The organism is Luteibacter sp. Sphag1AF (genome assembly GCF_014192715.1).
GTDB lineage: Bacteria > Pseudomonadota > Gammaproteobacteria > Xanthomonadales > Rhodanobacteraceae > Luteibacter.
The window spans coordinates 16,498-38,072 of sequence record NZ_JACHYH010000002.1 but is presented as its reverse complement, the minus strand read 5'-3'; the positions used below and the strand labels follow the sequence as shown (position 1 = coordinate 38,072).

General features: G+C 63.0%; 19 protein-coding genes. 11 read left to right on the top strand and 8 right to left on the bottom strand.

Annotated elements, in window-relative coordinates; genetic code table 11:
* Positions 1-28: 28 nt before the first annotated feature.
* From FHW69_RS06955 to FHW69_RS06925, 7 genes are all read right to left on the bottom strand, one after another.
* Positions 29-898, bottom strand: coding sequence for an amidohydrolase family protein (locus FHW69_RS06955; protein WP_183422348.1), 870 nt, complete (start codon positions 896-898; stop codon positions 29-31).
* Entirely contained in the window at positions 895-1,596 is a 702-nt protein-coding gene (locus FHW69_RS06950; protein ID WP_183422347.1) for a 4-carboxy-4-hydroxy-2-oxoadipate aldolase/oxaloacetate decarboxylase, read from the bottom strand. The genes FHW69_RS06955 and FHW69_RS06950 overlap by 4 nt, the downstream gene beginning before the upstream one ends.
* Complete coding sequence (locus FHW69_RS06945; RefSeq protein ID WP_183422346.1) at positions 1,593-2,315, bottom strand: PIG-L deacetylase family protein; 723 nt, start codon at positions 2,313-2,315, stop codon at positions 1,593-1,595. The genes FHW69_RS06950 and FHW69_RS06945 overlap by 4 nt, the downstream gene beginning before the upstream one ends.
* 25 nt (positions 2,316-2,340) lie before the next feature.
* Positions 2,341-3,429: a 4-oxalomesaconate tautomerase gene (locus tag FHW69_RS06940; protein WP_183422345.1), complete on the bottom strand. Its 1,089-nt coding sequence runs from the start codon at positions 3,427-3,429 to the stop codon at positions 2,341-2,343.
* Between the two features lie 143 nt (positions 3,430-3,572).
* The gene (locus FHW69_RS06935; RefSeq protein WP_183422344.1) at positions 3,573-4,499 is read right to left on the bottom strand and encodes a LysR substrate-binding domain-containing protein; all 927 of its coding nucleotides are present in this window, start codon (positions 4,497-4,499) and stop codon (positions 3,573-3,575) included.
* 35 nt (positions 4,500-4,534) lie between these two features.
* On the bottom strand, positions 4,535-5,872 hold the full coding sequence (locus tag FHW69_RS06930) for a carbohydrate porin (RefSeq protein ID WP_183422343.1): 1,338 nt from the start codon (positions 5,870-5,872) through the stop codon (positions 4,535-4,537).
* Between the two features lie 250 nt (positions 5,873-6,122).
* Positions 6,123-6,995 carry a hypothetical protein gene (locus tag FHW69_RS06925; RefSeq protein ID WP_183422342.1) on the bottom strand — a complete coding sequence of 291 codons (873 nt, stop codon included), beginning with the start codon at positions 6,993-6,995 and terminating at the stop codon, positions 6,123-6,125.
* 115 nt (positions 6,996-7,110) lie between these two features.
* Here FHW69_RS06925 and FHW69_RS06920 point away from each other — a divergent pair, with 115 nt between their 5' ends.
* Both FHW69_RS06920 and FHW69_RS06915 read left to right on the top strand, forming a co-directional pair.
* Positions 7,111-9,081: a serine hydrolase domain-containing protein gene (locus tag FHW69_RS06920; RefSeq protein WP_183422341.1), complete on the top strand. Its 1,971-nt coding sequence runs from the start codon at positions 7,111-7,113 to the stop codon at positions 9,079-9,081.
* A gap of 61 nt (positions 9,082-9,142) precedes the next feature.
* The gene (locus FHW69_RS06915; RefSeq protein ID WP_183422340.1) at positions 9,143-9,652 is read left to right on the top strand and encodes a hypothetical protein; all 510 of its coding nucleotides are present in this window, start codon (positions 9,143-9,145) and stop codon (positions 9,650-9,652) included.
* Between the two features lie 7 nt (positions 9,653-9,659).
* Here FHW69_RS06915 and FHW69_RS06910 read toward each other — a convergent pair whose 3' ends face one another.
* Entirely contained in the window at positions 9,660-9,854 is a 195-nt protein-coding gene (locus FHW69_RS06910; protein WP_183422339.1) for a hypothetical protein, read from the bottom strand.
* A gap of 438 nt (positions 9,855-10,292) precedes the next feature.
* On the opposite strand from FHW69_RS06910, the gene rimP reads away from it, so the two are divergent.
* The 9 genes from rimP (at position 10,293) to phaC (ending at position 21,484) form a co-directional block, all read left to right on the top strand.
* On the top strand, positions 10,293-10,802 hold the full coding sequence (gene rimP / locus FHW69_RS06905; RefSeq protein WP_183422788.1) for a ribosome maturation factor RimP: 510 nt from the start codon (positions 10,293-10,295) through the stop codon (positions 10,800-10,802).
* Positions 10,803-10,840: 38 nt separating this feature from the next.
* Positions 10,841-12,400, top strand: coding sequence for a transcription termination factor NusA (nusA, locus tag FHW69_RS06900; protein ID WP_183422338.1), 1,560 nt, complete (start codon positions 10,841-10,843; stop codon positions 12,398-12,400).
* Between the two features lie 131 nt (positions 12,401-12,531).
* Positions 12,532-15,432 carry a translation initiation factor IF-2 gene (gene infB / locus FHW69_RS06890; RefSeq protein ID WP_255494699.1) on the top strand — a complete coding sequence of 967 codons (2,901 nt, stop codon included), beginning with the start codon at positions 12,532-12,534 and terminating at the stop codon, positions 15,430-15,432.
* A 52-nt stretch (positions 15,433-15,484) separates the two neighbouring features.
* Positions 15,485-15,859 carry a 30S ribosome-binding factor RbfA gene (rbfA, locus tag FHW69_RS06885; protein ID WP_183422337.1) on the top strand — a complete coding sequence of 125 codons (375 nt, stop codon included), beginning with the start codon at positions 15,485-15,487 and terminating at the stop codon, positions 15,857-15,859.
* A 61-nt stretch (positions 15,860-15,920) separates the two neighbouring features.
* The gene (gene truB, locus FHW69_RS06880; RefSeq protein WP_183422336.1) at positions 15,921-16,838 is read left to right on the top strand and encodes a tRNA pseudouridine(55) synthase TruB; all 918 of its coding nucleotides are present in this window, start codon (positions 15,921-15,923) and stop codon (positions 16,836-16,838) included.
* A 163-nt stretch (positions 16,839-17,001) separates the two neighbouring features.
* Positions 17,002-17,271, top strand: coding sequence for a 30S ribosomal protein S15 (gene rpsO / locus FHW69_RS06875; protein ID WP_183422335.1), 270 nt, complete (start codon positions 17,002-17,004; stop codon positions 17,269-17,271).
* Positions 17,272-17,294: 23 nt separating this feature from the next.
* Complete coding sequence (gene pnp / locus FHW69_RS06870; RefSeq protein WP_183422334.1) at positions 17,295-19,400, top strand: polyribonucleotide nucleotidyltransferase; 2,106 nt, start codon at positions 17,295-17,297, stop codon at positions 19,398-19,400.
* A 138-nt stretch (positions 19,401-19,538) separates the two neighbouring features.
* Positions 19,539-20,420 carry a poly(R)-hydroxyalkanoic acid synthase subunit PhaE gene (locus FHW69_RS06865; RefSeq protein WP_183422333.1) on the top strand — a complete coding sequence of 294 codons (882 nt, stop codon included), beginning with the start codon at positions 19,539-19,541 and terminating at the stop codon, positions 20,418-20,420.
* On the top strand, positions 20,417-21,484 hold the full coding sequence (gene phaC, locus FHW69_RS06860) for a class III poly(R)-hydroxyalkanoic acid synthase subunit PhaC (protein ID WP_183422332.1): 1,068 nt from the start codon (positions 20,417-20,419) through the stop codon (positions 21,482-21,484). The genes FHW69_RS06865 and phaC overlap by 4 nt, the downstream gene beginning before the upstream one ends.
* The last annotated feature ends 91 nt before the right edge of the window (positions 21,485-21,575 follow it).

Below are 21,575 nucleotides of genomic sequence, written 5' to 3'. Positions count from 1 at the left end.
GCTTTCTCTTCAGGGTCAGGCGAAACGATCAGGCGAAGTCGTAAAGACGTGCCGGATTCTCGACGAGCAGGCGCTGGCGCAAGGCTTCGTCGGGGCAGAAACGGAACATCAGATCGACCAGGCCGCCGTCGTTGGGCATGTCTTTGGAGATGTTCGGGTGGGGGAAGTCCGTGCCCCACAGCACCCGGTCGGGTGCCGCTTCAATAAGCGTGGAGGCAAAAGGAATGGCATCGTCGAAAGGACGCTTGCCGACGGATACGCGTTCAGCGCCGCATACCTTGACCCACGCGAGCGGATTATCCCGCATCAGGGCCACGAGCAGGCGGAACGGTTCCTGTTCAACGCCTTGCGAGGCCAGCACGCGGCCCATGTGGTCAATCACGAACGGCACTTCAATGCGCGAAAGAACTTGCTGAAGTTCCACGATGTCGCCGGCATCCAGATGCAGGACCACGTGCCAGCCCATCGCTTTCACGCGCTCCAGTACACGCCAGAACACCGCCATGTCCGGCGCGCCCCCGAGGTGCTTGACGAAGTTGAAGCGCACACCACGCACACCACCGTCGTGCAGGGCGGTCAGGCCCCGCTCGTCGATGTGATCGTCCACGATGGCCACGCCGCGATAGCGACCCGCGCCGCGCGCGATGGCATCCATCATGGCGGTGTTGTCGGTGCCGTGGCAGCTTGCCTGCACGATCACGCCACGGTCGAATCCGAGGAAGTCGTGCAGCGCCACAAGGTGTTCCAGGGGCGCATCAGGAGGCGTATAGCTGCGGTCATCCGCGTACGGGAAGACGTTGGCGGGGCCAAATACATGGCAATGGGCATCGCACGAATTTGCCGGAAGCGCGGTCAGTGGAGCGGTCGGATTCGGATCGGGAGGAAGGCAGCTCTTCATGAGTTCTTCTCTTCGGAAAGGTGGTCGATGTAGCGCAGGCCCATGGCTTCGAGCTTCGGGCGCATGTCGTAGATGTCCAGTCCCAGTTCGCCTGCGGCGAGGCGTTCGCGTTTGGACGTCTCGTTGGCTTCGCGCTTTTGGCCGGCGTCGATGGTGGTGTCGATGTCTTCGTGAGGAACGACCACCACACCATCATCGTCAGCGACCACGGCATCGCCCGGACGAATCACCTGGCCGGCGATCACTACGGGCACATTGACCGAGCCCAGCGTGGCCTTGACCGTGCCGCGTGCGTTGACGGCACGCGACCAGACAGGGAAGCCCATGCGGCGCAGTTCCGCCGTGTCGCGTACACCGGCGTCGATCACCAGGCCGCGCACACCACGGGCCATGAGCGAGGTGGCCAGCAGGTCGCCGAACATGCCGTCGAGGTTTTCGGTGGTGCAGGCCACCACAAGGATGTCGCCTTCACGACATTGCTCGACCGCGACATGCAGCATCCAGTTGTCGCCCGGCTGAGCCAGCACCGTCACCGCAGCGCCCGCCACCGCGACGTTCTGCTGGATCGGACGGATATGCGGATGCAGCAATCCGGTGCGCCCCTGCGCTTCGTGTACCGTGGCGACGCCCAGCGCGGACAAGGCAGAGGCCTGTCCGGCAGCCACATCGGGACGGTGACGGACAACGATGCCGGTCATGCCAGTGTGTCCTGCGTGACGTGGGGGAAGATGCGCTGAAATGCTTCGGCGTACTGGATCTTGAAGTCGGAGTTGCGCGTGGCCTGCGCACCGCGCTGGAGGCCGACGCGGGTGTAGTACTCCCACAGGTGTTCCTGCGCACGCATCGTTTCGAAGGCGGCGCGTTTCTTCTCCCATACCGGCGAAATGTCCAGGAAGAGTTCGGGCTTCCACTCGCACTGCTCGGGCTGATGCGGCTCGAACAGGAACACCGGCGGTGCGCCGATCACGGCCTGCTGCGGCTCGTGGCCGTGTGCCTGCGCCACCACGCGCGCTTCCTGCGCCACGTGTGTGGCAAGCGGGTGATCGAAGTTGTACGGGTCTTTCAGTGAATGGCTGAGCACGAACGACGGACGAAGTTCGCGGTAGATCGCTGCCAGCCTGAATACTACGTCCAGATCCGCCCGCATCGGGTAGTCGCCGATGTCGAGGAAGGACACTTCCGCACCAAGGATCGCGGCGGCTTCTTCGGCTTCGCGGCGGCGATCCGTTTTCACCCGTTCCAGCGTCATGCCGGGCTGGCGCCACAGCTTGGCGGACTCGCCGCGCTCGCCGAACGACAGGCAGACGATATGGACTTTCCATCCCTGGGCGGCATGCAGCGCAATGGTTCCGCCAGCGCGCCAGACAAAGTCGGCGGAGTGAGCGCTGACGACCAGCGCGGTCTTTTGATCGGACATCGGTTAACTCCTTGAAGAGATGGCGTCAGGCGCGCGGGCCGCGCCAGAGGGAAGGGGAAACAGGCACGCCGCCGCGCATCAGAAGACGAGCGGTACGCAAAAGAGCGGCACGGACGACGCGGTCGCCGTCGAGCGCAAGCTCAACGCTGAACTCACCCGTGGGGTGTTCGATGGACAGCGTGCGGACGTGGTCAACGTCATCGACGAGTTTCGCAACGTCGTGCGCCACGGAGCCTTTCATCACGGCTGCCGTGGCCACGGTGACGGCTCCCAGTACGCCGATGGCGGCGTGGCAGTCGTGAGGAATGAAGGTGCGCGTGCAAAGTGCACCGCCAGCACGAGGCGCAGCGACCAGTGTTACTTTCGGTACCGGCTTGCGCGACACATCGCCCAGATTCATCAATGGACCGGCGGCAAGACGCAGTAATTCGATGCGGGCTTTCAGAGGCGTATTGGCATCCAGTTCCTCGCGGGATTCGTACCCCGTCACGCCAACGTCGGCCGCTGCAATCAGCATCACGGGCATGCCGTTGTCGATAAGCGTGACGGGCACGCCATCAATTACATCGCGTGTGTTGCCCGTGGGCAGCAGGCTGCCGGTCAGCGAACCTGCGGTATCCAGGAACCCGCACGAGATCGGTGACCCGGGATGCGGTACCCCGTCGATATTGGCCACACCGTCGTACGTGGGCGTGCCGCCGGGAGTGAGAACGGCGATTTCGGCGATGACGCCCGTATTGAGGGTGCGCACGCGGCGCGTCGTCGTGCCTTCGTCACCGCGGAGCAGGCCGGCTTCCAGTGCAGCAGGCAGCGCGGCGGCCAGCATGTTGCCGCAATTGGGTGTGGTATCGACCGTGCCTTCTGCGATGCCTACCTGTGCAAACAGGAAATCCAGATCGGCAACGCCGTCTGTGGGAAGTGACAGGATGCCGATTTTGCTGGTCAGGGGGTGCGCGCCACCCAGGCCGTCGATTTGCCGCGCGTCGGGTGAACCCATGGCCGCCAGGATGACCGCGTCGCGAAGCGCCGTGTCGGAGGGCAGATCGCGGGCCAGAAAAAACGGCCCTTTCGATGTGCCACCACGCATGTACCAGCAGGGAATTTCATAAGCCATCGCGCGACGATCCGGGGAGGGGTGACCGTGTCGATGGTGTTCCGGCGGTACGTGTCGAACAACGCGATAGCCAAACTATCTGCTATGCGCAATCTGCATGACGTGGTGCGAGACATGCATATGCTGCATCGCAACAATGGCGCTCACGCGTCAGGTATGGCGCCGAACGTGGGGTCCAGAATGCCGCGGGCGATGGCTTCGTCCACCAGTTCGAGCGTTCTTTCCGTGATGGTGCTGACCGGGCGCTGCGTGGGCGTGGCAACCACCAGGCGCGTGACGATGTTCGGCTTCACGATGGGTGCGGCACGCAACCCATGCGCACCGCGTCGGGCCAGCACGGCGTTGCGCGAAAGCACGCCGTATCCCACGCCACGTTCCACCAGATCCAGCAGCGAACGCACCGAATCAATTTCCAGCGTGATGTCGAGGGAAACGCCATAGCGCGCGGCGTCTGCCTCGATCAGTTGACGCACCGAATGCAGTTGCGACGGAATCACGATGGGATAGTCGCCCAGCGTGGCCAGCGGCACGCTGTCGGGGAGATCGCGTCCGGAACGCGGACTGCCGATGAGATACAGCGGCTCGGAGTGCACATGGCGATAGCGCATGTTGGTATTCACGGGCGGGTTGTACAGCAGCGCGCAGTCCAGGCGTCCCAGTTGCAACCATTCAAGCAGGCTGGCGCTCAGTCCTTCCACCACACTGATTTGCGCTGCCGGATAACGCTCACGAAAGCGCATCACCAGATCAACGGTCAGCAACGCACCCACGCTGGGCGGAAGCCCGATGGCCAGTTTGCCGCCCTGCGCACCACGTGCCTGGCCCAGCTGAAGCCGGGCCACTTCCACCTGACGCAGGATGCCGCGGCCATGTTCAACCAGCTGACGCCCCGCCTCGGTGGCGCTGACGCCGCGTCCGTTGCGTTCCAGCAGATGCGTGCCCAGTTCCATTTCCAGCTGGCGCACCTGACGGCTGAGCAGCGACTGGGATACATCCAGCGTCGCGGCGGCACGCGTGAGGCTGCCGAATTCGACAATGCGGATGAAACTCTGAAGGTGTTTCAGGTCCACGTGAAGGCCACGTTGGAATGGGAAAGTCGATTATGTCACTGGCTGCCCGGGCCGCCCATGTTCAGCATCGCACGGAGGCCGACGACCAGCGCGTTGGCTGGTACGCGGTTCATGCCGGCGGTGTTGCCCAGGATGTCCGGATGAATGATGTACTGCACGTTGGGAACGATGCTCACCACCGGGAACAGCTTGTAGCTGTAGTTGAGTTCCAGCATGGTTTCGTTGCGCGAGAAGCGCTCGCTTGATCCCTGTTTCGCGATCAGGTCGTTCTCGTAGCCCACTTCTTTCTTGCTGAAGCGGAACAGCGTTGCCTGGAAGCCCAGCGAATCATTCGGGCGTCTGGCCATGGGGCCGTTCCAGATCACGCCACCGGTGGCCTGCATCGAATAGGTTTCCGCGTTGTCGAGCGGGCCGGTCACCGAGCCGAAGATCGCGACGTTGCGTGTGTTGCTGTTGGCATCTGGCTTGTAGATGACCTTGTCGCCCAGCACATACAAACCGTAACGGCCGCCGGCATACGTACGCGCCGTACCGCCCGCCAGTGCGCGCGGAAGTCCCCGTGTATTCAAGCGCGGATCGGTGAACGCGGCCGAGTTGTACCAGCCGCCGATCTTCAGGTGGCGCGGATACGGATCGGAGGCGAATGTCGTTTCATAACCGACTTCCACCGGAATCATCACGCCCGTGGCGTTGTTCAGACCCCAGTTCACGCCATTGTTGTTGCGCCGATCCGGGTTGACCTCAAACGCACCGATGGAAATGTAGCGCGCGTCAGGCTGGTATTTCAGGCGGGCCCCCCAGTTCACATAGGGAAAGCCGCTGAAGCCGCCAGTGGTGTTGGTGAGCTGGAAGGGGCAGTCCTGTGCAGCAACGAAGCGGCAGCCATACGTGGAGCGCGCGAACTGCCACGTTGCGTTGATGCGTCCCACCAGCAGGTTCAGATGGCTTTGCGCGAACTGCTGTTCCCAGCTCAGTTGCGCCAGTTCCCACTGACGCTTCGGGTACCAGTAACCCTGGATTTTCTGCAACACACCCACATCATCGGCGGCCACGCTGTGGCCGTAATAACGGGAAAAGGTGATGTGCATCTTGCCGCCGGTGATGCCGAACAGCTTTTGCATGTCCAGATCGGCGCCGCCAACGGCACCGCCGCCGTTCGTTCCGCCCAAGCGTTCGCCGCCACGCACGCTTGCTGCATAGTCATTGGAAAGCACGAAGCGCAGTGCGATGCCTTCGTCACGCAACTTGTCTACGGGGCCTTTCGCGGACCCGGTGGATGCAACCGAGTCGGCAGTGGACTGAGCCAGCACCGCAGGGGTAAACGAGCTGGAGGCCAGCGCAAACGAACACATAGCGACGCGACGAACGATCATCAGACAGCAACCCCACAAACACCGCCCCGGATGGGCGCAATGGAAGCGGATGCTGCGGTTGGCCCTCGATGGGAACAACGGAAAACCCGGGGTTTCAGTTATGCATATTGCTCATGCCTGGCCGTAAGTGATGCTTTCGCTGCATTGCATCATGGGCGCATTGGGGCGTGCCGCCGATTCGTCTTCCATCGTGCCGCACCGCAATAGGTATCAAGAGCCTTCCTTCGACACGCAATTTATTTCGCGTCGCTCAGCGCTTGATGAGCGCAGAGGCGCCCAGCACGTTGTCAAACGCCTGGGTAAACGCGTTGGCCCGTTCGTTGACCTCGCGGGTTTCCTGCGAACCTGCCGTGGCGATCTGGTGGATATAGGCCATCTGCGCGTCGAACGCGGCCTTCTGCAACGTCTTCTGTTGCGCAGGTTCCGACGCCTGAAGGTATTGCGTGTAGATGGCGCGCAACGGGCCTGTGTGATCGTCGTAAGCGGCAGCACCGATAACGGGCAGGGTGGCCGGCGGCGGCTCAGGATGGCGTTTCTCGATGGGTGCCGGTACGGCCGGGCGATGGGTCGTCACATAGTCTGGCGCGTCGTAGCGCATCTGGTAGTACGCGACGAAATCGGATGCGCGAAATACTTTGACGAAGAAGTTGCCGCCGTTGCCTGCGTCGTATCCGGTGACGCTATCGGGGAAATCTTCATCGATGCCGAACGTCCAGGCCTTGTCGATGAAAAGCGCATTGGACTGGCGGAATCCGCCCTCGAACGGCACGCCGTCCAGCGTGATGCGGTCTTTGAGCTGTGCGAAGTTTTTCAGCCTGGAGGCGTCCGTGACGTACGCTTCCTGCGCAATGACGTAATCGCCAAGCGTGGGATTGATGATGCCGCCCTTGCCACGCACATAAACAATAAACGTCAGCGCGCCTGTCGTCGCGCCCTTCATCGTGTGTTCGCCGGGCGACAGGCTCACCTCCACATGTCCGCGTGGCGGTACATCAATGTCGTTGTCGTCGATCATCAGCGACAGCGGCGCGCCAGTTGGATTGTCCACGGACCAACTCTGGCTGCCACCTTCGCAGCCGGCCAGAAAGGCCAGCGAGGCTAGCAGGAAAACAAGACGATGCACGAGCGCGGAACCTTTGAGTGAGCGTGGTGGGCGCGCATGGTAGCGGATGAGAATGTGATGGCCTTGCCACGGTCCACACCCGTTCATCTGTTTCACGCCTTTCAGGGCGACGGGCATGGCACCATTCTTTCCGACCCCGATGCGTTCCGCGCCGCTGCGGCGAAAAGGAGAGACCGTGCTCAAGCAGGCGTTAAGCGTAGTGTTGGCTGGTGTGGCCGCATGTGTTGCTGTTCCCGTGCTGGCGCAGATCCAGATACGACCGCTGCCGGAGCAGAAGGCGGCCGTCGCCGTGCCACTGGGCGGGCATGTGCTTGCAAAGGCCGATCTGGACACATGGCTGGACGAGCTGATCGCGAGCGATCCCGGCCGCGCCCACACCGATGGCGGGGTGATCGTGGTGGTGCGACACGGCGAGGTGATCTCGGCGCGCGGCTTCGGACTGGCCGATCCATCACGCAAGACGCCTGTGGACCCGGCCATCACGATGTTTCGTGCTGGCACAACGTCTACCGCATTCACTGCCACCGCCGTGATGCAACTGGTGAGTGATGGGCGGCTGGATCTGGATGCCGACATCAACGGGTATCTGGATTTTTCCATCCCGGCGTTCGACGGCAAGCCGGTCACGCTGCGCCAGTTGCTGACGCAGACCTCCGGCTTCGATGCCGTCAGCAAGGACGTGGTGCGCACGGCCGCCGATGCATCCACCAATGACCCCGCGTGGCTCGGGCAGTGGGTGAAGGCATCGCTGCCCGAGCGGGTGTATCCGCCGGGAGAGGTCGCGGCGCAATCGGACTATGGCGTGGCGTTGGCGGGCTACATCGTGGAGCGCGTTTCCGGCCAGGCCTTCGCTGCGTACATGGACACACACATCTTCCGTCCGCTGGGCATGCAGCACGCTTCGTTCCTGCAACCCCTGCCGCCCGCGCTTGCGCCCCACGTGGCAGGCACCTCGTTTGAAGTGCGCTCGGCCGTGCCCGCCAGCGGTCTGTCGATCAGCGGTGAGGACATGGGGCGTTTCGTGCTTGCCCATATGGACGGCAGCCAGGGCCTTCTTCGCCCCGGCACCGCGCAGGCCATGCGCGAGTTCGCCTCAGTGTCGGTGCCCGGCCTGTCGCCCATGGCGCTCGGTCTTCAGCGCATGGATCGCAACGGCCAGGTGATCGTGGGGCAGCGCAGCGACATGGCTGGCGCGCAAAGCGAGCTGGCATGGTTTCCGGCCGAAGATACCGGCCTCTTCATTGCCGTGAGCGGGCGCGCGAGTTGCTGTCTTCGCCAGCGTCTGCTGGACGGATTTGCCGACCGGTACTTCCCCCCGCTGCCTCAACAGAAGGCACCGACGCTGGGCACGGCTGTGCCGCATGGCCGTCTTCTCGAAGGGTTCTGGGTGTCCAGCCGACAGCCTCGCGCCAGCTGGCTGGCCGCGCGCTCCCAATACCCGGCGAACCGCATCGACCTGGCGGCCGATGGCACGCTGATTACCCCGATGTTCCCCGACGCCGCAGGCAAGCCGCGCCATTGGCGCGAAGTGCGGCCCTTCGTGTGGCTTGACGACGCGACCGGTTCGCACCTGGCCGCCTCGGTGGTTGACGGCAAGGTGCGCTGGCTGTCGATTGACGAACTGGCGCCCGGTGAGGTGTTTCTGCCCGCCACGTCTGGTGCGAAATCCGTCGCGATGCTGATCGCGCTGGGGGCCATCATGGCCAGCTTCCTGGTGGCGCTGGTTTTCTGGCCGATCACGGCCGCGCGCCGCCGCCGACAGGCTGATGGCGGCGTTACGGTAGCGTCGCGCTGGTATACGGCCACGCGCGTGGTGGCGCTGCTGTTCCTGCTGGCTGCGGCGGGTTGGGCGTTGCTGATGTGGCAGCCCACCGGTCACGCTGACGGATGGATTCGAGCGGTACAGGTGTTGACGCTTCTGGCAGTGATCGGTTCCCTGGCCGCCGCATTGCATGCCTGGCAGGCCTGGCGGATGCCGGGCCAGTTCACGGGGAAGGTGGGGAGCGTGCTGCTGTTGCTGGCTTGCGTGGCGGCGTCGTGTTTCGCGGTGGGCTGGCATCTGCTGGCGTGGCGACTCAACTACTGATCTGGACATTTGAGCTGTATCAGCTACCTTGCGACTCCCCGGGGGGACACAAGGAAGAAACATGAGCGAATGCAGTAATTGCGGAAAGACCATGCTTTTCGCGCGGCACACGATTGAAGGTCGTCGCTATTGCAGCGGTGACTGCGCGCAGGCCCATCCCATTCTGGTTGTGGCCGATCGCATTCCTGTCCACGTCCTGCAGCAGTACGTGGAAAAGTGGCGCAATGGCCCGTGCCCCCGCTGCAAGCGGGTCACCGGGAGCGTGGATGTCTACTCGCAGCACCGCGTCCACTCGTTTTTGTTGATGACCCAGTGGAGCAGCCGGCGCGCAGTAAGCTGCCGCAGTTGCGGGCGCAAGTCGCAGCTGGCTGGTCTGGCCTATTCGGGCCTTCTGGGCTGGTGGGGTGTGCCTTGGGGGCTCATCGTCACGCCCATTCAGGTGACCCGCAATCTGTTCGGAGCGCTTCGTGGCGAGCCCATGCGGCCGACGCTGGCATTCGAGGCAGTGGTTCGCCGACAGCTTGCCGAGGCTCAGATACAGCAGGAGCAGGCGTCTGCTGAGCAGCGCTGAGACAGGCTCAGAGGCGGGCGTCCGGATACAGAAGCCGGGCGTCCGCCCGATGGATGAGAGTGGCACCCTTCGGGGCTTCGCTCCACAGGGCGCCGCACTGACGGCACTTCATCAGAAACGAAGGTCCGTCCGGTCGCAGGCCCAGCCGCTCGAAGCGGTCATAAGGGGCGTGGTAGCCCGACTGGCAGTCTTTGCAGCGCATGAGAGTGATCGGTGGGGCAGGCGGCCGGCCATGGTAGAGGGCGCAACCTTGCCCGCCAAGGGCGTTGTGCTGGCTGCGCTGCCGCGTTCGGCGATGAATCCATCCCGGGTGGCCGGGCTTTGTGAACAGTCGTTTAGCCAACCCGTGCCTTGCGTCTGGCGCGCAGAGGTCGTTATAATCAGCGCATCTTCTGTAACGGAAACACGCTCGCCCAGGCACCATCGGGCAGGCCCGTTGCCCAGATCTTTCTTTCGCAAGAAAGCCTCCTCGTGAGGCTTTTTTGTTGGGCGCAAGGATGCGTCGCGTGGTATTTCTTCCCTCTCCGTCAAGGAATGGAAGTGGCTACGGCGGGAAAGTGTCGGGATACATCGGCGACGAAAGGGAATGGGCCGCTGGAGCCCATTTTTTGTTTCTGGCGACCGGAAAAGTAAAGGCACCGTGGATACCCAAGCACTCGCAAAGCGTTTTTCCGAGATTCTCGTCGATACCGGCGTGGAAGTACTCGGTCTGGAATATGGTCCGTCTGATGGCCAGAACACGCTTCGCGTGTATTTGGATGCAGAGGGGCGGGAAGTCACCGTGGAAGACTGCGAGGCTGCCAGCCGCGAGTTGTCGGCCATGCTTGACGTTGAAGATCCGATCCCTGGCAACTATGTACTGGAAGTATCTTCGCCCGGTATTGATCGTCCGCTGTTCACCGCGGAGCAGTTCGCCCGCGTGTCCGGTCAGGTGGTCAAGGTGTTGCTGAAGGCACCGATGGAAGGACGTCGCCGTCTCAAGGGCAATGTCATTGAGGTCGCTGGCGAGAAAATCGTCCTTGAAGGTGAAGCGGGTCGATTCGAATTCGATCATGCGGACGTGGAAAGCGCCCGTGTGGTGCCTGATTGGGTGGCGCTGGGCTATGCCCCGCAGCCCAAGAAAGGCGGCGAGAAAAAACCAAAACAATGAAACGATGGGGCGCAGTGAGCGCCCCCGGAGTAGCGGCGATGTCCCAGTCCCATGATCTGTTGCAGGTAGTCGATGCGGTCGCCAATGAAAAGGGCGTGCCGCGCGAAATCATTTTCGAAGCACTGGAAGCTGCGCTGGCCTCGGCTGCCAAAAAGAACTATCCGGGCGAAGAGCCGAAGGTCCGCGTCGAGATCGACCGCAAGAGCGGCGACTACGAGACATTCCGTACCTGGGACATCGTGGCTGACGACGAGCGCGATATGGAGCCGCACACCCACCTCCGTCTCATGGACGCGTTGGATGCAGTTGCGGAGGCCAAAGCCGAAGCGGAAGCCGCCGGCTCGGTCTTCGTCAGCGGCCCGGTTGAAGTCGGCGGCACGATCGAACGCTCGATTCCCAACGCCGATTTCGGCCGCATCACGGCGCAGGCTGCGAAGCAGGTCATCGTGCAGCGCATCCGCGAAGCGGAACGCGCGCTGGTGGTCGAAGCTTTTGAGAGCCGCGTCGGCGAACTGGTCACGGGCATCGTCAAGCGCGTTGAGCGCGGCAACGTCTACCTCGACCTGGGCAGCAACGCCGAGGCATTCATTCCGCGCGACAAGACGATTCCCCGCGAATCGGCCCGCGTGGGTGACCGCGTGCGTGGTTACCTCTATGAAGTGAAGTCGGAAGTCCGTGGTCCGCAGCTGTTTGTTTCGCGCAGCGCACCGGAATTCATGATCGAACTGTTCAAGCTTGAAGTGCCGGAAGTTGGCCAGGGTCTGGTTGAGATCAAGGGCTGCGCCCGTGATCCGGGTGACCGCGCCAAGATCGCCGTGGTCGCACACGACAGCCGTACCGATCCCATCGGCGCATGCATCGGCATGCGTGGTTCGCGCGTGCAGGCCGTGTCCAACGAGCTCAATGGCGAGCGCGTCGACATCATCCTGTGGCACGAAAACCAGGCCCAGTACGTCATCAACGCCATGGCGCCCGCCGAAGTGCAGTCCATCATCATGGACGAAGAAAAGCACTCGATGGACATCGCGGTTGCTGAAGACAAGCTCTCCCAGGCCATCGGCCGTGGCGGTCAGAACGTTCGTCTTGCCAGCAAGCTCACCGGCTGGCAGCTCAACGTGATGACGCAGGATCAGGTCGCCGCCAAGAGTGCCGCCGAACAGGAAGCTGCGCTCAAGCTGTTCATGGAGCGCCTGGAAGTCGATCAGGAAATCGCAAGCATCCTCGTGCAGGAAGGTTTCTCCAGCGTCGAGGAAATTGCATACGTACCCAGTGCGGAGCTGCTGGCGGTGGAAGGCTTCGACGAAGACATCGTCGAGGAACTGCGCGCTCGTGCCCGTGACGCTCTGCTTACCGCGGCGCTTGCGGTCGAAGAAGATATCGAAGATCACCGTCCGTCCGAGGAGATCCTTAATCTCGAAGGCATGGACGAGGCCACCGCATACGCTCTTGCGGAGCGCGGCATCGACACGCTGGATGATCTTGGCGACCTCGCGGTCGACGAGATGATCGATATCGAGGGGATGGATGAAGACCGCGCAGCGCAGATCATCATGGCAGCGCGCGCACCGATGATCGCCCGGCTGGAGAAGGGCGGCTAACCGCGGTAGGCGGCGGCGTCCTGGACGGACGCCCCGAGGGAAGCCGTCAGGTTTCCCGCCATGGATGGAGGCAGCCGTACGGGTCATCGTCGGCACGTAAGGTTACGCGCGGGAACGGCGGAGAAATATAGATGTCGGACGTCACAATTAAACAGCTCGCCCAGGTTCTGGGTATGCCGGTCGACAAGCTGCTTGGTCAGCTTGGCGAGGCCGGAATGAATTTTTCCGACGAAGGTCAGGTCATCAGCAGCACCGAAAAGGTGAAGTTGCTGGGCTTCCTTCGTCGTACGCATGGCAAAGGCGAGGCTTCTCCCGAAATGGATGATTCCAGCCCGCGTCAGATCACGCTCAAGCGCCGCACCGTAGGCGAGCTGAAAGTCAGCTCGGGTACCGGTCGCGGAGCTGGCGCTGCCAAGACGGTGAATGTGGAAGTCCGTACCAAGCGTACCTATGTAAAGCGCGGCACCATCGAAAACGATGCGGGCGCGCCAGAATCCGAGCACGACGAATCCGCGCGTCAGTTGGCTGAGGCCAACGAGCAGCGCGAGCGTGAGGAAGCCGCACGTCGCGAAGAAGCTGAGCAGCGTCAGGCTGAGCAGGCTCGTCGCGATGCCGAGGAAGAGGCTCGCCGCAAGGAAGCCGCTGCCGAGGAAGCGCGTCGCCAGGCGGAAGCCGAGGCTGCCGCAGCGCAGGCCCGCGCAGCAGCTGAAGCGGCGGCTGCCGCCCAGGCTGGCAGCACGACCGCCAGCGCTACTCCGGCTACTCCGGCCGCCACGTCCACGGACGATGGTCCGGGGCATGTCACGGCCAAGCTCGACACCCGCAAGCTCGGCATGATCCTGCCGACGATTCACGAACCGCGTAAGCGCGAGCGCATCGTCGCCAAGCCCGCTCCGGCACCCGCTCCGCCGCCGCCCCCGCCGGCACCGGCTCCCGCACCGGCTCCTGCCGCTGCGCGTCCGGCTGCTCCGGCGGCGCGTCCGGCTCCGGGTGCAGTGGCTGCGGCCAACGACACGCGCGGCAACGCACGTCCGAAGCATGGCGGCGGTGGCGGCGGCAACAACGCCGGCGGCGGCCGCAGCAGCGATCGCGAAGCGGGTGGCAAGCGCTTTGCCGGTGGCGAACTGCATCTGTCCGATGCCGATCGCGCACGCCGCTCCAGCAACAATCGTCGTGGCGGTGGCAACAAGGTCCGTGGTCGCATGGATTCGCCCCGTGGCGGCGGCGCCCCGTCGGGTCCGCACGGTTTCTCCCGTCCCACGGCCGCGGTCGTGCGTGATGTGGTGATCGGCGATAACAACGTCATCGTTGATCTCGCTCAGAAGATGGCCGTGAAGGGCGCTGAAGTCGTCAAGACGCTCTTCAAGATGGGCGTCATGGCCACGATCAACCAGGTCATTGATTTCGACACCGCGTCGCTGGTGGTGGAAGAGCTGGGTCACAACCCGGTTCGCGCCGCCGCTGACGATGCCGAGACCACGCTCCAGTCGCAGACTCAGGCCGCCGAGCTTGAGGGCGAGAAGGTCGTGCGTCCGCCGGTGGTCACGATCATGGGTCACGTCGATCACGGCAAGACCTCGCTGCTTGATTACATCCGTCGCGCAAAGGTTGCTTCCGGCGAAGCCGGCGGCATCACCCAGCACATCGGTGCGTACCACGTGGAAACGCCCAAGGGCGTCATCACGTTCCTCGACACCCCGGGCCATGCGGCGTTTACGTCGATGCGTGCCCGCGGTGCGCAGTCCACGGATATCGTGGTGCTGGTTGTCGCTGCCGATGACGGCGTCATGCCGCAGACCATCGAAGCCGTGCAGCATGCGCGCGCCGCCAAGGTGCCGCTGATTGTTGCGGTCAACAAGATGGACAAGGCCGACGCCAACCCGGACAACGTCAAGCAGGGTCTTGTGCAGCTGGAAGTCGTGCCGGAAGACTGGGGCGGCGACACGCCGTTCGTGCCGGTCTCCGCCAAGACGGGCGACGGCATCGACAACCTGCTGGACACGATCTCCATCCAGGCTGAAATCATGGAACTGCGCGCCGTGGCCGATGGCCGCGCTTCGGGCGTGGTCATCGAATCCAGCCTTGATCGCGGTCGCGGTCCCGTGGCCACGGTTCTTGTGCAGCAGGGCACCCTCAAGAAGGGCGACTTTGTGGTGTGCGGCGTGGAATACGGCCGCATGCGTGCGCTGATCGACGAAACCGGTAAGCAGGTCAACGAAGCAGGTCCGTCCATCCCCGTGCAGGTGCTGGGTCTTTCCGGCGTGCCGGAGTCGGGTGACGACTTCGTGGCCGTGGAAGACGAGCGCCTGGCTCGCCAGGTGGCTCAGGAGCGTCAGCAGAAGCGTCGCGAAACGCGCATGGTCAGCAAGACCAACCGTCTCGAAGACATCATGGCGCAGATGGGCCAGGGTGAAGGCCAGCAGACCCTCAACATCGTGGTCAAGGCAGACGTCCAGGGCTCGGTGGAAGCGCTGCGCGATTCGCTGACCCAGATCGGCAACGATCTGGTGAAGGTCAACGTCATCGCGTCCGGCGTGGGCGGCATCACGGAATCGGAGGCCACGCTGGCTTCCGCATCCAAGGCCCTCATCATCGGCTTCAACGTCCGTGCGGATGCTTCGGCACGCAAGGTCATTGATACCCACGGCCTCGATGTCCGCTACTTCTCGATCATCTATGACGTCATCGACCAGGTGAAGCAGGCCGCTTCCGGCCTTCTGGGCATGGAAGTGCGCGAAGAGATCATCGGCGTGGCGCAGGTTCGCGAAGTGTTCCGCAGCTCCAAGTTCGGCGCGGTCGCGGGCTGCATGGTTGTCGAGGGCGTGGTCAAGCGCAACAAGCCGATCCGCGTGCTCCGCGACAACGTTGTGGTCTTCCAGGGTGAACTGGAATCGCTGCGTCGCTTCAAGGAACTGGTGGACGAAGTACGCAACGGCATGGAATGCGGTATCGCCGTCAAGCAGTACAACGACGTCAAGGCCGGCGATCAGATCGAGTGCTTCGAGCGCATCGAAGTCGCCCGCACGCTGTAACAGCGACAGACGCCGCCCCGACAGGGGCGGCGTTACTTTTTGAGGAGGCGTTATGCCATCCCGTGATTTCAAGCGTACCGATCGCGTTTCGGCCGAACTTCGCCGCGAGATCGGTCTTCTGGTGCATGCCGCCGTGCGCGACCATCACCTCCCGTCGGTCAGCGTGTCCGACGTTGAAGTAACCCGTGAACTGGACTGGGCGACCGTGTGGATCACCGCATTGCAGCCGGAACGTTCCGCCGAGGCCGTCAAGGGCCTGAAGCTTCTGGGTCCGGAGTTCCGTCATGCCCTGTCCAAGGTCATGCGGCTGCGTCGTGTGCCCGAGCTTCGCTTCAAGTACGACGATTCGGTCGACAAGGGCGAGCGCATCGAGCTTCTTCTGCGCGATGGTGGCCCGGTCATCAAGCAGGACGACGAAGAGCAGTAAGCGCTCTTCGTCTCATCTTCAGCATTACGGCAGGGCGGGTCCGCCCTGTTTTCAGGTACCCATGTCCCGTCGAACCTTTCGTGACATTCACGGCATCCTTCTTCTCGACAAGCCGCTTGGCCTGAGTTCCAACCAGGCATTGCAGACGGCGCGGCGACTTGTGGGCGCCGCCAAGGGCGGTCACACGGGCAGTCTCGATCCCCTGGCGACCGGCTTGCTGCCGCTGTGCTTCGGCGAGGCGACCAAAATTGCAGGCTGGCTGCTGGGTTCGCGCAAGGCCTATGAGGCGCAGGTGCGCCTGGGCGTGACCACGACCACGGCGGACCTGGAAGGCGATGTGGTCGAAACCCGACCCGTGCCTGCGCTGGACGATGCAGCCATTGAGGCCGCGCTGGCGCCGCTGCGTGGTCATATCGTGCAGATTCCGCCCGCCTATTCGGCCATCAAGCAGGACGGCGTGCCGCTGTATGTCCGTGCTCGCCGTGGCGAAGTTGTGGATGTGCCTGCCCGTGAGGTGGACGTTTACCGGCTGGAGGTCATCAGCCGGGACGGCGACACCCTGCGCCTTTTCGTGGAATGCGGTTCAGGTACGTATGTGCGCAGTCTGGCCGTGGACCTGGGTGAGCACCTGGGATGCGGCGCTCACCTGACGGGCCTTCGCCGGCTGTGGGTCGAACCCTTCATGACGCCCCGGATGGTCACGCTGGATGACCTGATAGGGGTGGCCGAAACCGGCCCCGATGCGCTGGAGGCCGCGATATTGCCCATTTCTGCTGGCCTTGAGCACATCCCCCGTATCGACCTGGACCCTGAGCAGTCCCGCATTCTGGCCTTTGGCCAGCCGGTGCCGCTTCCGTCCACCCACGTGCGCGGACGCTGCGCGGCGTGGGGTTCGGACGGTCGTCTCATGGCATTGGCAGACATTTCGGATGAGGGATTGCTCAAAGTGAGCCGGGGCTTCAACCTGCCCGCCGATTGAGACCTCCTAACCGCTTGTCGTGACGGGCTTGTTGCGGTGGTGGTCACACCGTTACAATAGTTTGCTCGTTACATGCTTTTCACTCAAAAGCGAAGCTTGCGCAACTTCATCCCCGTGCTGAGGTTGCGCAAGCTTCGCACCTGCTTTTAAGGAATCGATACACATGTCGCTCACCGCTGAACAGTCCAGCAAGATCGTCGAAGAATTTGGTCGCAAGCCCAACGACACCGGTTCGACCGAAGTCCAGGTCGCTCTGCTTTCCGCCAAGATCACGGGTCTGCAGGACCATTTCAAGGATCACAAGCAGGATCACCACTCGCGTCGTGGTCTGCTGGAAATGGTCAACAAGCGCAAGTCCCTTCTCGCATACCTGAAGAAAAACGATCTGGGTCGTTATCAGAGCCTGATCGAACGCCTCGGCCTGCGCCGCTAAGCAACAGAACCGAGGAGATCAAAGTGGCGAAAGTAACCAAGTCATTCCAGTACGGTAGTCACGAAGTCACACTGGAGACGGGCGAAATTGCCCGCCAGGCGTCCGGCGCAGTGATGGTCAGCATGGGCGGCACTGTCGTCCTGGTCACGGTTGTCGCAGCCCCCAAGGCGCGCGAAGGCCAGGACTTCTTCCCGCTCACGGTCGACTACCAGGAGAAGTTCTACTCCGCAGGTCGCATCCCGGGTGGCTTCTTCAAGCGTGAAGGCCGTCCGACGGAGAAGGAGACGCTTACCTCGCGTCTGATTGATCGTCCGCTTCGTCCGCTGTTCCCGGAAGAATTCCGCAACGAAATCCAGGTGATTGCGACCGTCATGTCGCTGAACCCGGAAGTCGACGGTGACATCCCGGCGCTCCTCGGTGCCTCGGCCGCCATGGCCCTGGCTGGCGTTCCCTTCAAGGGTCCGATCGGCGCTGCCCGCGTCGGTTACGCTGCGGGTCAGTACATCCTGAACCCGACGGCCACCCAGCTGAAGACCTCGGACCTCGACCTCGTCGTCGCCGGCACCTCCGGTGCGGTGCTGATGGTCGAGTCCGAAGCCAAGCTGCTCAGCGAAGAGGTGATGCTCGGCGCCGTGGTGTTCGGCCACGAGCAGATGCAGGCCGCGATCAACACGATCAATGCTTTCGTCGCCGAAGCCGGTCAGAAGACCTTCAAGTGGGAAGCTCCGGCTGCCAAGACCGCGCTGTACGACGCCGTCAAGGCGGCTGTCGGCAACCGCTTCGTCGAAGCCTTCCAGATCCGCGACAAGCTGGCCCGTCGCGACGTCGTCGGTGCGCTGAAGACCGAAGTGAAGGCCGCGCTGGCTGCCCAGTCCGAAGCCAATGGCTGGACCGATGGCGACATCGGCGCTGCCTTTGCTGAAGTTGAGTACCGCACGCTGCGTGACGGCGTCCTGGCTACCAAGATCCGCATCGACGGCCGTCAGCTGGACGACGTGCGTCCGATCTCCGTCCGCGTCGGCGTCCTGCCGCGCACGCACGGCTCGGCGCTGTTCACCCGCGGCGAAACCCAGGCGCTGGTCGTTGCCACGCTCGGCACCACCCGTGACTCGCAGATCATCGACGCGCCGGAAGGCGAGTGGAAGGACACGTTCCTGTTCCACTACAACTTCCCCCCGTTCTCGGTGGGCGAAACCGGTCGCGTTGGTAGCCCGAAGCGTCGCGAAATCGGTCATGGCCGTCTCGCCAAGCGCGGCGTGCAGGCTGTCAAGCCGACGATCGAAGAGTTCCCGTACGTCGTTCGCGTCGTCTCGGAAATCACCGAGTCGAACGGTTCCTCGTCGATGGCCTCGGTCTGCGGTTCCTCGCTGGCCATGATGGACGCGGGCGTTCCGCTGAAGTCGCCGGTTGCCGGTATCGCCATGGGTCTGGTCAAGGAAGGCAACGACTTCGTCGTGCTCTCCGACATCCTGGGTGACGAAGATCACCTCGGTGACATGGACTTCAAGGTGGCCGGTACTGCTGATGGCGTGTCCGCGCTGCAGATGGACATCAAGATCGACGGCATCACCGAAGAAATCATGCGCACGGCGCTGGCCCAGGCCAAGCGTGGTCGCCTGCACATCCTCGGCGAAATGGCCAAGTGCATCACTGAAGCCCGCTCGGAAATGAGCGAGTTCGCACCGCGCCTGCTCACGATCAAGATCCACCCGGACAAGATCCGCGAAGTGATCGGCAAGGGCGGCGCAACCATCCGCTCCATCACGGAAGAGACCGGCACCACGATCGACATCACGGACGACGGCAACGTCGTTATCGCCTCGGTCAACCGTGAAGCCGCTGAAGCCGCCCGTAAGCGCATCGAGCAGATCGTCTCCGACGTCGAGCCGGGTCGCATCTACGAGGGCAAGGTCGCCAAGCTGATGGACTTCGGTGCATTTGTGACGATCATGCCGGGCAAGGACGGTCTGGTTCACGTGTCGCAGATCTCCAGCGAGCGTGTCGAGAAGGTCTCGGACAAGCTCAAGGAAGGCGACATCGTCAAGGTGAAGGTGCTGGAAGTTGACAAGCAGGGCCGCATCCGCCTGTCGATGAAGGCTGTTACCGAAGATGAAAACGCCGCCAGCTGATCCTTGAGGACCACTGTGTAGCTCCGGAGCCCGGCATCGCGAGATGCCGGGCTTCGCGTTTTTGTGGCTCCTTGCGTGATTGCAGGGCAGGGGCCATGTAGGATCATCCAGGCAACCCACACTTTGGATCGTAAGCACATGTCGGAGAAGGGCCCCGATTTCGTCGATCAGTATCAGCACTTCGTTCGCGAGGGCTGGGATGCCTGGTCACGCCAGATGCAAAAAGGCCCCGGGGCCGAACTGCCTGGCAGCGAGGCGATGGGGCGTCTGTTTGGCGGTCTGGACGGCTATGGCGAGTGGCTGCGCTCCATGGCCGGCGGCGGCCCGTTCAGCGGCATGCCGCAGGGCGCGGGTCCCGGTATGGCCGCGGGCATGGGTGGTTTTCCCCCGTTTGCCGCGCCCCCGCTGGGCGACTCACCCGAAGTCATCACCCAGCGCTTTGAAGAGTGGCTGAAAAGCGCCCGCGATGCGCTGGGCATGCCCGGCCTCGGCGTGGGGCGTGAGCAGCACGAGGAACAGCAGGCTCTGCTGCGTGCGGCGCTGGATTATGCGGAACATTACGCGCGTTATCAGGCACTGCTGGGTCGCGTGCATGAACGCGCTGTCGAAGCACTCAAGGCGCAGGGTCCGATGGGCACTCCTTCGGACCCGGAAACATTGCGCGCCCTCTACGACCGTTGGGTCAACCTGGCAGAGCAGGCTCACGCTCAGGCCGCCCTCTCGGATGAATTCCGTGAAGTGTATGCCGCTGTGGTCAATGCACAGATGCGGCTGAAAGTGCTGCAACAGCGCCAGGTAGAAAAGCTGGCCCAGCAGATGGGCATGCCCACGCGCAAGGAAGTGGACAGCATGGGTGAACGCCTTCAGGCGATGCGTCGCGAAGTCAGGCACATGAGTGGCCTCGCCGAGGAAGTCCGGCAATTGCGTGCCGAAGTGGCCGCTTTGCGTGCGGCAGCAGCCGCACCTGCGGCGAAGAAGTCGGCGCCGCGCAAGCCAGCAACAAAAAAGGCCGGGAAGTGAATCCCAATCCTTTCAACATTGACCCGCAGCGCGCGCGCGATGAAGTCGAAACCTTCCGTCGCAAGCTCGAATCGGGCATGCAAACGCTGCGCGAGGTTGGCCCCATCGAGTTGGGCGTGACGCCTCGCGAAGCGGTGTATCGCGAAGACAAGCTCACGCTCTGGCACTTCCTTGGCGAGAAGAAGCCCACTGCCAAAGTGCCGATCCTGATCTGCTACGCACTGGTCAACACGCCCTGGATGATCGACCTTCAGGCGGATCGCTCCATGGTGCGCAATCTGTTGGAGCAGGGCGAGGATGTTTATCTCATCGATTGGGGTTACCCCGATGGGGCAGATCGATGGTTGACGCTGGAAGACTATATAGACGGCTATCTGGATCGCTGCGTGGACGTGGTGCGCACGCGCCATGATCTGGAGGCGATCAACCTGCTGGGCATCTGTCAGGGTGGCGTGTTCTCGCTTTGCTACACGGCTTTGCACGGGCACAAGGTGCGCAACCTCATCACGATGGTGACGCCCGTCGACTTCCATACGCCAGACAATATGCTTTCGCACTGGACGCGTGGCGTGGACATCGACCTGTTCGTGGACACGGTGGGCAATGTGCCTGCCGACATCATGAACTGGGCCTACCTCACACTGAAGCCTGTGCGCCTCAATCAGCAGAAATATGTGGGTCTTGTCGACATCCTGGATAACCCGAAGGAGGTCGAGAACTTCCTGCGCATGGAGAAGTGGATCTTCGATTCCCCCGACCAGGCGGGCGAGGCGTTCCGGCAGTTTGCGAAGGACTTCTTCCAGCAGAACCGTTTGATGAAAGGCACCGCGACGATTGGCCAGCGCACCATCGACCTGGGCGACATTCATCAGCCAGTGCTCAATATTTTTGCCGAACAGGACCACCTGGTTCCGCCGGCAGCGTCGCGGCCGATGGGTGAGTTGATTGGCAGCGACGACTACACCGCCATTGCCTTCAAGGGCGGGCACATCGGCATCTATGTGTCCGGTCGCGCGCAGCGTGAAGTGCCTCCGGCCATTCATGAGTGGCTGGCCGAGCGGTAACGCCGGCGCGGGCTTGCCCGGCTGCAAGGCTAACCGCCAGACTTTGCCGGAAAGAGCGGCTCCAGACCGCGCCCCTTCGTTTCAGGCACTC

Bases quoted from the DNA above. Each gene is read 5' to 3' on its own strand.
- FHW69_RS06955 (WP_183422348.1), bottom strand. From the start codon at position 898: ATGAAGAGCTGCCTTCCTCCCGATCCGAATCCGACCGCTCCACTGACC.
- FHW69_RS06950 (WP_183422347.1), bottom strand. From the start codon at position 1,596: ATGACCGGCATCGTTGTCCGTCACCGTCCCGATGTGGCTGCCGGACAG.
- FHW69_RS06945 (WP_183422346.1), bottom strand. From the start codon at position 2,315: ATGTCCGATCAAAAGACCGCGCTGGTCGTCAGCGCTCACTCCGCCGAC.
- FHW69_RS06940 (WP_183422345.1), bottom strand. From the start codon at position 3,429: ATGGCTTATGAAATTCCCTGCTGGTACATGCGTGGTGGCACATCGAAA.
- FHW69_RS06930 (WP_183422343.1), bottom strand. From the start codon at position 5,872: ATGATCGTTCGTCGCGTCGCTATGTGTTCGTTTGCGCTGGCCTCCAGC.
- FHW69_RS06920 (WP_183422341.1), top strand. From the start codon at position 7,111: ATGGCACCATTCTTTCCGACCCCGATGCGTTCCGCGCCGCTGCGGCGA.
- FHW69_RS06915 (WP_183422340.1), top strand. From the start codon at position 9,143: ATGAGCGAATGCAGTAATTGCGGAAAGACCATGCTTTTCGCGCGGCAC.
- FHW69_RS06910 (WP_183422339.1), bottom strand. From the start codon at position 9,854: ATGCGCTGCAAAGACTGCCAGTCGGGCTACCACGCCCCTTATGACCGC.
- nusA (WP_183422338.1), top strand. From the start codon at position 10,841: ATGTCCCAGTCCCATGATCTGTTGCAGGTAGTCGATGCGGTCGCCAAT.
- infB (WP_255494699.1), top strand. From the start codon at position 12,532: ATGTCGGACGTCACAATTAAACAGCTCGCCCAGGTTCTGGGTATGCCG.
- rbfA (WP_183422337.1), top strand. From the start codon at position 15,485: ATGCCATCCCGTGATTTCAAGCGTACCGATCGCGTTTCGGCCGAACTT.
- truB (WP_183422336.1), top strand. From the start codon at position 15,921: ATGTCCCGTCGAACCTTTCGTGACATTCACGGCATCCTTCTTCTCGAC.
- rpsO (WP_183422335.1), top strand. From the start codon at position 17,002: ATGTCGCTCACCGCTGAACAGTCCAGCAAGATCGTCGAAGAATTTGGT.
- FHW69_RS06865 (WP_183422333.1), top strand. From the start codon at position 19,539: ATGTCGGAGAAGGGCCCCGATTTCGTCGATCAGTATCAGCACTTCGTT.